This is a genomic window from Mesorhizobium sp. M2A.F.Ca.ET.039.01.1.1 (genome assembly GCF_003998035.1).
Classification (GTDB): Bacteria; Pseudomonadota; Alphaproteobacteria; order Rhizobiales; family Rhizobiaceae; genus Mesorhizobium.
On record NZ_RZRY01000180.1, the window covers coordinates 1 to 10,006 of the forward strand.

The window sequence follows — 10,006 nt, forward strand, 5'->3', positions numbered from 1 at the left end:
GATGAGGGGTGTTCCAGCGGAGTGAGACGCCGGCTTTCCCTGGAGCACCCCTCATCCGTCGCCTTCGGCGACACCTTCTCCCACAAGGGGAGAAGGGGGAACCCGCTTTCCGGCGCCGCAAACCAGCTATCTCCTCTCCCCTCGGGGAGAGGTCGGATTGCCCCGAATTGCCCTTCGCAATTCGGCTGGCAATCCGGGTGAGGGGGCCTTTCCCCACGGTCCGGTCAATCCGCCGAGTGGTCTTCGAGCGTCACGCCGGCTTCGCGCATGCGCTTCAGCATCGCCTCCACCGAGCCGTTGAGGTCGATGCCGCGGCAGGCGTCGAGCCGGACTGTCGTCTTGAAACCCTGCTTCACCGCGTCGAGCGCCGAGAAGGCAACGCAGAAATCGGTGGCGAGCCCGACCAGTGTGATCGTGTCGATGCCGCGCTCCTTGAGGTAGCCGCCAAGGCCGGTCGGTGTCTTATGGTCGTTCTCGAAGAACGCCGAATAGGAGTCGATCGCTGTGCGGAACCCCTTGCGGAGCACCAGCTCGGCCTTGGTCCAGGCGAGCCCGGAATGGAAATCGGAACCGAGGCTGCCCTGGATGCAATGGTCCGGCCACAGCGTCTGCGGCCCATAAGGCATCTCGATGGTTTCAAACGGCTGCTTGCCCGGATGGCTGGAGGCGAAGCTCGAATGTCCGGCCGGGTGCCAGTCCTGCGTCAGGATCACGTGGTCGGTCCGCCGGATCAAGTCATTGACCAAAGGCACGATCTCGTCGCCGCCGGCCACCGCCAGCGCGCCGCCTGGACAAAAATCGTTCTGCAGGTCGATGACGATCAGCGCTTCGTCGGCCATGCGGCTTCCCTCTCGTTTGGGCCCCCCTGGTATCGGCTTGAGGCTCCAGTCCAAAGCCGCTGACGCGACCGGACACGGAACCTTGACCAGATGGGCGGCGGCGTCAACCTCCGGCACCATAACAATCGCGTTCAGGTCCTTGCCCTGCCAACTCCGGCTTTGACAATTCCGAACGGCCTGATATCATTTGCATACGAATGAATTTGACCGGTCTGGATACCGGCGGAAAGTCCCAGGGCAAGGCGCTTTGGGCGGGCCAATCGGGGACGGCTCGTTTCTGGGAAGGTTCTGGAAGGCAGAGCGTGATCCGTTACGCGAAACCCACCACGGTCGACGAGGCGCTCGCGCTGCTTGGCGAGGATCGCTGGCGCATTCTCGCCGGCGGCACCGATTTCTACCCCGCCCAGGGCGCAAGACCCTTCCGCGACAACATACTCGACATCAACGGTCTCGCCGAACTGCGCGGCATCGAAGAGACGGACGAAAACTGGCGGATCGGTGCCCGCACCACCTGGACCGATATTGTCCGTCACCCACTCCCGCCCGCCTTCGACGCGCTGAAATCGGCCGCGCGCGAAGTCGGCTCGGTCCAGATCCAGAACGTCGCCTCGATTGCCGGCAATCTCTGCAACGCCTCGCCCGCCGCCGACGGCGTGCCGGCGCTGCTTGCGCTCGACGCCGATGTCGAATTGCGGTCGGCGAAAGCCCCCCGTCATCTGCCGCTCGACGCGTTCATACTTGGCAATCGCCGCACGGCGCTGCAGCCAGGCGAGATGGTCACAGCCATCCGCGTGCCGAAGCGTTCCGCGGTCGGCACCTCGGCCTTCGTCAAGCTCGGCGCCCGTCGCTACCTCGTCATCTCGATCGCCATGACTGCGGCGCGGCTCGTGGTCGAGAATGGCGTCGTCGCCGAAGCGGCGATCGCGGTCGGATCCTGCTCCGCGGTCGCCCGCCGCCTCGCAGGCGTCGAGGCGGTCCTGCGCGGGCGTCCGATCGGTGAGGCGCTTGCCGACGCGGTGCTGTCGGCGCCGTTCGATGAATTGTCGCCGATCGCCGATGTGCGCGGCAGCGCCGAGTATCGGGAGCAAGCGGCGCGCGAGATCGTCGTCCGCGCCGTGCGCTCTGCAATGGGCCTCGACCAAGGCAAGGTGGCCGCATGAGCATGGTCCACCCCGGCATGGCACAGTCAGGCGTGGCCCAGTCCGGCATCGAGCGCGCCGACATTGCTTTCGAGGTCAACGGCGCCGCCGTCCGGGTATCCGTGCCGCCGGTGCGGCGCCTGTCGCAGGTGTTGCGCGACGAGTTGCGGCTGACCGGCACCAAGGTCGGCTGCGACGCCGGCGATTGCGGCGCCTGCACGGTGCTGGTCGACGGCGATCCGGTCTGCGCCTGCCTTGTGCCGGCGGCGTCCGTCACCGGCGCTTCCGTGACCACTGTCGAAGGTCTTGCCAATGGCAGGCTTTCGGCGCTGCAGGCCTCCTTCCTCGACCATGGCGCCGCGCAATGCGGCATCTGCACGCCCGGCCTGCTGGTCGCGGCCACCGCGCTTTTGGAGCGCAACCCGACACCCAGCGAGGCCGAAACGCAGGATGCGCTGGGCGGCGTGCTCTGCCGCTGCACCGGCTATCGAAAAATCGTCGCTGCGGTGATGCAGGCCTCGCGGCACATGAACGGCATAGACCTTCGCCAGCCGGACGTGGGCCACGCGGTCGGCGCCTCGCCGATCCGCCTCGACGGCGTGCCGAAGGTCAATGGCACCGAGAAATTCGGCGGCGATTCCTTCCCGGTTGATGCTTTGTCGGTGCTGGTGGTCCGCTCGCCGCATTATCATGCCGGCTTTGCCTTCGGCGACCTTGATGCCTGGGTCGAAGCGCATCCCGGCATTGCCGGGGTGTTCACCGCCGCCGACATTCCCGGCAAGAACTGCTTCGGCGTCATTGGCCCCTTTGCCGACCAGCCGGCGCTGGCCGAAGGCTTTGTCCGCCTGCGCGGCGAGGCTGTGGCGCTGGTGGCCGGCGAGCGTGAGGCGATCCTCGATCTCGACCTGACGGATTTTCCGATCTCCTGGACCGAATTGCCGCATGTGCTGCAGCCGCGCGAGGCGAAGGCCGATGGCGCCGCGCTGATCCACCAGCACCGCCCGGCAAACCTGCTGACCTCCGGCTATGTCGAACGCGGCGATCCGGAACGAGCGCTCGCCGGCGCGACGGTCACGGCATCCGGCGCCATCGAAACCTCTTTCGTCGAGCACGCCTATATCGAGCCGGAAGCCGGCTATGCGTACATCGATGGCGACACGCTGGTCGTCGTCGCCTGCACCCAGGCGCCCTATATGGACCGCGACGACACGGCCAAGGTGCTCGGGCTTGCCGTCGACAAGGTCCGCATCGTGCCAACCGCCACCGGCGGCGGCTTCGGCTCGAAGCTCGATGTCTCGCTGCAGCCGCTGATCGGCCTTGTGGCGATGAAGACCGGCCGCCCGGCGGCGCTTGCCTACACCCGCAATGAATCGATGATGTCGACCACCAAGCGCCATCCGGCCGAAATGAAGGCGACCATCGGCGCCGACGCCGAGGGCCGTATCACCGGCATGGTCTTCGAGGGCGATTTCAACACCGGGGCTTACGCCAGCTGGGGGCCGACAGTGGCCAATCGCGTGCCGGTGCACGCCTCCGGCCCCTATGCCACGCCGAACTACCGCGCCACCGGCTACGCCATCCACACCAACGGCCCGATCGCTGGCGCCTTCCGTGGCTTCGGTGTGCCGCAGGCCACCATAATGCAGGAAACGCTCTATGACGAGCTTGCCGGAAAACTTGGGATGGATCGGCTCGATTTTCGGCTGAAGAACTGCCTGCGCGACGGCTGCGAGACGGTCACCGGCCAGCGCCTGGAATCGGGCGTCGGCATCGGCGAATGCCTGGAGCAGCTTCAGCCGCATTGGGCGCGTGCGCTCGCCGACGCGGAAGCCTTCAACGCCGCCAATTCGGCAAGCGGGCGCGGCGTCGGCGTCGCCTCCTGCTGGTATGGCTGCGGCAACACTTCGCTGCCCAATCCCTCCACCATCAAGGTCGGCATCTCGGCCTCCGGCGAGGTGATCCTGCACCAGGGCGCCGTCGATGTCGGCCAGGGCTCCAACACGGTGATCACCCAGATCTGCGCCGACGCCCTCGGCCTGCCGCTGGACAGGTTCAAGCTGAAGAGCGCCGACACCGCCATCACGCCCGACGCCGGCAAAACATCCGCCTCGCGCCAGACTTTTGTAACGGGCAAGGCGGCGGAGAAGGCGGGCCGCGCCTTGCGCGAAAAGATCCTGCGCTACGCCAACGTCTCGGGCGAAGCGACGATCATGCTCGACGGCGACAGCCTCTCCATCCGCGAAGGCGATGCCGCGCGGCGCATCGATCTTGCGGCGCTGAAGGCCGATGCAGACGGTCTCGTCTTCGCCGCCGAGGAAACCTATGACCCGCCCACACTGCCGCTCGACGCCAAGGGGCAAGGCAAACCCTATGCCGTCTATGGCTATGGCGCGCAGATCGCCGAGCTCGAGGTCGATCTCAAGCTGGGCACCGTGAAGCTCATCAAGATCACCGCCGCGCATGATGTCGGCAAGGCGATCAATCCCGTGCTGGTCGAAGGCCAGATCGAGGGCGGCATCGCGCAGGGCATCGGCATGGCGCTGATGGAGGAATACATCCCCGGCCGCACCGAGAATTTGCACGATTACCTCATCCCGACCATCGGAGACGTGCCGCCGGTCGAGCACATATTGGTCGAGGTTCCGGATCCGGAAGGACCCTTCGGCGCCAAGGGCCTTGGCGAGCATGTGCTGATCCCCACCGCGCCGGCGATCCTCAATGCCATCCGCCATGCCACAGGCGTCCTGGTCACCAAGGTGCCGGCGACGCCGAGCCGCATCCTGGCGGCGATCCGCGAGAAGGAGGCGCGCCGATGAGCGAGCTTGCCGAACGTTTCGAAACCCATGATCCCGGCGAGAAGCAGGTGGCGGAGAAGATCCGCTGCGATGCCTGTCCGGTCATGTGCTACATCGCCGACGGACGCACCGGCGCCTGCGACCGCTACGGCAATGTCGGCGGCCGCATCGTGCGCATGGATCCGCTAACCATCCTCGACCATGCCGCCGAGACCGGCGGCGCGGTCGTGCCTTTCGTTGCCGAGGGCGAGGCCTGGAACGGCGAGCTGGTCAACACCGGAAGGCGCTTCGTCACCGCGATCGGCGCCGGAACCACCTATCCGGACTACAAGCCGGCGCCCTTCATCGTCAGCCAGGAGGTCGAGGGCGTCGATCTCGTCACCGTCGTCACCGAAGGAATATTCTCCTACTGCGGCGTCAAGGTGAAGATCGACACCGACCGCCATATCGGCGACGAGTCGGCAATCGTGCGCTCGCAAGGCGAGGCGATCGGCCATGTCACCACAGGCGAATACGGCTCGCAGATGCTGTCGCTAGGCGGCGTCCATCATTTGACCGGCGGCTCCAAGCAGGAAGGCCGCGCCACTTGCGACGCGCTGCTTAACCTCTGCAACCGCAAGCCGGTCGAGCTCACCATCGACGGCGGCGCCACGGTGATCGTCGAAGCCGGCAAATCGCCGGTCATCGACGGCAAGGTCGAGCACCGCATGCGCGTCGGCTGCGGCTCGGCCACCATCGGCATGTTCGCCACGCAATGGCGCGGTCTCGTCGACGAAGTCGTTGTGGTCGACGACCACATCACCGGCGTCGTCTCGGAGCATCAGGCCGGCAAGGTGCTGGGCTGGGAAGACACCGGCATAAAGATCATCGGCCGCCGTTCGACGCCCGGCCGTTATTTCAAGGTGTCTGAGCCCGGCCTCGGCTGGGGCGGCACGACGATTTCCGACCCGCTGTCGATCCTCGGCGACTGGAACGCCAAGAAGGGCGCGCGCCCCGGCCTGTCGCTGCTGATGGTGTCGACCACCGGCGAGCAGTTCGCCTATTACGAGCTGGACGACGAGCTGAAGCCGGTCCAAAAACCGTTTCCGGAGCGGCTGCAGAAGTCGGTCGGCCTGATCGAGGACAATTGCGAGCCGGCGCTCTGCACCGTTCTCTTCATCGGCGGCGCCGGCGGCTCGCTGCGCGCCGGCGTCACCGAAAACCCCGTCAACCTCACGCGCTCGGTGCAGGGCTTGAGGACCTACGTGACGGTGGGCGGCGCGCCGGTCTATGTCTGGCCGGGCGGCGGCATCACGCTGATGGTCGACGTCACCCGCGTGCCGGAAGGCGCCTTCGGCTATGTGCCGACGCCGGCTCTGGTCGCGCCGATCGAGTTCACCATGCGCCGCGACGATTATGTCCGGCTGGGCGGCTATGAGAATGAGATCCGAGGCGTCGAGGATATCCTCGCCAAGGGCGGCGAGTATCTCAACCCACGCCGCGGCACAGGCGCGCCGGCCAACAACCCCTGGCCGCCCCTGGCGCAGCTGCGGCGCGCGGCGGCGAACGGTGCCGGCTGATGAACGGCCCGCAGGCGCATTGGCTTGCCGACGGCCGGCGGCTCCATCTCAACCATGGGCCGATCGATCTCATCGTCGAGGCCTTCGGTTCTGACGACGAACGTCGCGCCGCCTACCAGCAGGCGGTCACGCGCTTCCAGATGATCCTGATCGAACTGGTCGAGGAGCTGCCCGAGTTGCGCCTGCCAGCCTTCTTCCTGGCGCCGCGCGATTTCGCCGGCCCGACGGCGCGCCGCATGGAAGCAGCCGTCATGCCATTGGCGGAATGCTTCATCACCCCGATGGCCGCCGTTGCCGGTTCAGTAGCCGACGAAATTCTTGCCGCAATGCTCGCCGGCCGCCGGCTCGACCGCGCTTATGTCAACAATGGCGGCGATTGCGCCCTCTATCTCGGCAGGGACCAGTCGATGACGGTGGCGATTGCCGGCACCGGCAATGGCATGGCCGATCGCGTCGGCATCCGCGCCGAGGATGGCGTGCGCGGTGTTGCCACCAGCGGCTGGCGCGGCCGCTCGTTTTCGTTCGGCATCGCCGATGCCGTCACCGTTCTCGCTCCGACCGGCGCCGAGGCGGATGCGGCGGCGACGCTGATTGCCAACGCCGTCGACCTGCCCGGTCACCCTGCCATCGCGCGCGTTCCGGCGCGCGACCTGGCGCCCGACAGCGATCTTGGAGAGCAACTGGTGACGCAGAGCGTCGGCGCGCTTTCGCCGGGCGACATTGCCCAGGCGCTGGACAAGGGCCTCGCCGTCGCCGAAGATTTTCGCCGGCGCGGCCTGGTCGCCGCCTCGGCGCTGTTTCTGGCGGGGGAGGCCCGCATCAGCGGCGCGATAGCGCTCGCCGCGCCCAACAAGCATGCACAGGAGGAATTTGCCGATGCCTGAGTTTCCGATCCGCAAGGTCGCGGTGCTGACCGAGGAGATTTTCCACGACGGCGGCCCCGTCGCCCAACAGCCGCGCCTTCGCGCGGCGGCTCTCGCAGTGGTCAAGAACCCTTTCGCCGGGCGCTATGTGGAAGAGCTGCAGGGCGCGATGGAGGACCTGAAGCCGCTGGGCCTCCTGCTTTCAGACAGGCTGATCGCGGCGCTCGGCGGCGACGTGAAGAAGATCGACGGTTACGGCAAGGGCGCCATCGTCGGCACGGCAGGAGAGCTGGAGCACGGCGCGCTCTGGCATGTGCCGGGCGGCTACTCCATGCGCGAGCGGCTCGGCGACGCCAAGGCGATCGTGCCGTCGGCCAAGAAGGTCGGCGCTTTCGGCTCGCGCCTCGACGTGCCGCTCGGCCACATCAACGCCGCCTATGTGCGCAGCCATTTCGACGCCATGGAGGTCGGCATCAGCGACGGCCCGCGCCCCGACGAGATCCTGTTCTGCCTCGCCATGACCTGCGGCCCGCGCGTCCATAACCGCATGGGCGGGCTGGCGGCCGAGGACATCAAGGCATGGGATGGCCTCAGATGAGCGGCGAGGACAATCTGCTGCGGCTGGTCGAGGCCGAGGACGGCGACGAGAACAACTACCATCTGCAGGATCAGGTCGGCTTCATCCTGCGCAAGGCGCATCAGCGCCATGTGTCGATCTTCGCCTCGCATATCAGCGACCTGACGCCGCCGCAATTCGCCGCTCTGGCCAAGCTCTACGACATCGGCGAGACCTCCCAGAACCAGCTGGGAACGCTGATCGCCATGGACGCCGCCACCGTGAAGGGCGTCATCGACCGGCTGAAGGCGCGCGGGCTGGTCGAGGTCTCCAAGCATGAGGTCGACAAGAGGCGGCTGCTGGTCAATCTGACGCCGGAAGGCCGCGAGGCCATTGAGCGGCTGATCCCGCTTGCCCGCAGAATTACAGAGGAAACGCTGGCGCCGCTGACCGCCAAGGAGGCCGCGACGTTCCTGCGGCTGTTGGCGAAGCTGGCCTGATCGGATGGGTTCGGACCTTTGCCACGCTTACGGCGAAACCCTTTCAGCGCGACGCGCTTTAGCCGTGTTTTCGGAAATGCGGGCCGACCACCGCCAGATCGTGGCGACCAGCGCTATCGAGACATAGCCGTCTATCGCGTAGTGCCAGCCCGTATAGACGGAGCCGAATAGGATCAGCGCGGCAAACGCCCATGCCGCTGCCCCGAATCCGCGATTGAGCCGTGTGACGTAGAAGGCATTCAACGTCGCAACGGCCACATGCATGCTGGGCATTGCCGATATCCCTGTGCCGAAGTCGGCCGTTCGCTCGGTGTAGCTCTTTAGCAGGTAATCGGAGAACAGCGTCATGTGCTGGCTGTAGGGATAGAGCCGAAGCGCCTCGTGGAGATCGGTGAAGCGGCTGCCGCCGACGAAGCGGTCATAAAAGATCGGGCCGACGGAAGACAGCAACGTCGCCAGGATCGTGCCGATCACCACCGTCGTCAGCGCCAGCGCCACAAGGTAACGGAGATGGACCGGCTGTCTGGCATGGAAGGCGGCAAGGAACGCCAACGCGAACCACTCGAGGAACCATAGCTGGCTGTAGGTTTTCTCGACCAGCCAGGACAGCGTCGCTGCATCGATCGAATGGGCAATCCGCCAGGGCGCGATGCCATGCAGGAATTCGTCGATATCGGCCACCGCCCTGTCGCCGTAGAAGGGCACGACATTGGGGATGTTCAGCTTGTAGGTGGTGAAGGCGGAGAGACCCAACACGAAGACGCCGACGACGAGCGCCGCTTGCCGACCCCGCGAGCGGAGGAAGCCGATGATGCCATGAAGTGGCTGTTGGGGAGAGGCCATCACCCCAGCTGGAATGGCGATGGCGAGGGCGACCATCCAGCCGGTCAAGACGAGCGTCGAAAGATAGGCGTTGGCCATAGCGATGAAGATCGTTGGCCAAATCAGCATCGCGCTGGCGATGTAGCAAAGACAAAACAGCAGCAGAATGCGGGAGACAACTGCGAGGCCGCCGGGCGGAACAGCGTTGGAGCTGGCCTGGGTGCTGGCCTCCATTTGCTCCGCGACGCTCATGATCCTCTCCCGATCGTGTCGGGAGTACACCTACCGTCCTCGAATTAAGATACGATTGATCAGGCGCTTAAAGATTAGCTATGACGGTATATCGGCGGGCGCGAATCCGAACATCTCCCGCGCCTGCTCAGGTGTGTAGTAGCCGAGCCGGACATCCTCCGCGACCAGCCTCGTGTCGCGCTCGCGTGGATCGCCATAGCCGCCGCCGCCCGGCGTGCCGACGCGCACGCGGTCGCCGGCCTTGAGCGCGATGTCCTGTTCCTTGGAAAGATGCGGCGGCACATGCGCTTCGCTGCCCCGGAACACGGTCACGCTGTTCGGTGCGCCGTCCTTGCCGCCGAGCGCGCCCTGCGGGCCGAAGCGGCCGTGGTCCATGACGAAGGATGCGCGGGCCTCGCCGCGCAGGATCTCGACCTCATAGGCGAGACCGAAGCCGCCGCGATGTTTGCCGGCGCCGCCTGAGCCTTCGCGCAGCGCGTAATGCCGGTAAAGCACCGGAAAAGCCTGCTCCATGATCTCGACCGGCGGCGACTTCGAAATACCGATGGTCGAGCAGCCATTGCTCAAGCCGTCATGGCCGGCATTGCCGCCATAGCCGCCGCCGGAGATCTGGTACATGACATAGTCGCGGCCGCGCGCCGGATCGTTGCCGCCGAGCGCGAACTTGCCGCTGGACCCGGC

Annotated in this window: 9 protein-coding genes; 6 read left to right on the forward strand and 3 right to left on the reverse strand. The window is 66.2% G+C overall.

What is annotated here, in order from left to right; all coding sequences use genetic code 11:
* Positions 1-224: 224 nt before the first annotated feature.
* Complete coding sequence (pncA, locus tag EOA24_RS15710; RefSeq protein ID WP_126079973.1) at positions 225-839, reverse strand: bifunctional nicotinamidase/pyrazinamidase; 615 nt, start codon at positions 837-839, stop codon at positions 225-227.
* 302 nt (positions 840-1,141) lie between these two features.
* Between pncA and EOA24_RS15715 the strand changes: the two genes are divergently transcribed.
* The 6 genes from EOA24_RS15715 to EOA24_RS15740 are packed head-to-tail and all read left to right on the forward strand — an operon-like array spanning position 1,142 to position 8,251.
* The gene (locus EOA24_RS15715) at positions 1,142-1,999 is read left to right on the forward strand and encodes a xanthine dehydrogenase family protein subunit M (RefSeq protein ID WP_127409896.1); all 858 of its coding nucleotides are present in this window, start codon (positions 1,142-1,144) and stop codon (positions 1,997-1,999) included.
* Positions 1,996-4,794 (forward strand): molybdopterin-dependent oxidoreductase, encoded by a 2,799-nt coding sequence (locus EOA24_RS15720; protein WP_126079971.1) that lies wholly within the window; start codon positions 1,996-1,998, stop codon positions 4,792-4,794. The genes EOA24_RS15715 and EOA24_RS15720 overlap by 4 nt, the downstream gene beginning before the upstream one ends.
* Entirely contained in the window at positions 4,791-6,332 is a 1,542-nt protein-coding gene (locus tag EOA24_RS15725; protein ID WP_127409897.1) for a 6-hydroxynicotinate reductase, read from the forward strand. Before EOA24_RS15720 ends, EOA24_RS15725 begins: the two co-directional genes overlap by 4 nt.
* Entirely contained in the window at positions 6,332-7,216 is an 885-nt protein-coding gene (locus EOA24_RS15730; protein ID WP_127257752.1) for a UPF0280 family protein, read from the forward strand. Before EOA24_RS15725 ends, EOA24_RS15730 begins: the two co-directional genes overlap by 1 nt.
* Positions 7,209-7,793: an amino acid synthesis family protein gene (locus tag EOA24_RS15735; protein WP_126079969.1), complete on the forward strand. Its 585-nt coding sequence runs from the start codon at positions 7,209-7,211 to the stop codon at positions 7,791-7,793. Before EOA24_RS15730 ends, EOA24_RS15735 begins: the two co-directional genes overlap by 8 nt.
* Entirely contained in the window at positions 7,790-8,251 is a 462-nt protein-coding gene (locus EOA24_RS15740) for a MarR family transcriptional regulator (RefSeq protein WP_126079968.1), read from the forward strand. Before EOA24_RS15735 ends, EOA24_RS15740 begins: the two co-directional genes overlap by 4 nt.
* A 27-nt stretch (positions 8,252-8,278) precedes the next feature.
* Here EOA24_RS15740 and EOA24_RS15745 read toward each other — a convergent pair whose 3' ends face one another.
* Complete coding sequence (locus tag EOA24_RS15745) at positions 8,279-9,325, reverse strand: phosphatase PAP2 family protein (protein WP_126079967.1); 1,047 nt, start codon at positions 9,323-9,325, stop codon at positions 8,279-8,281.
* A gap of 78 nt (positions 9,326-9,403) precedes the next feature.
* Positions 9,404-10,006: hydantoinase B/oxoprolinase family protein (locus EOA24_RS15750; protein WP_189353958.1), on the reverse strand; the 603-nt coding region annotated here is incomplete at its 5' end.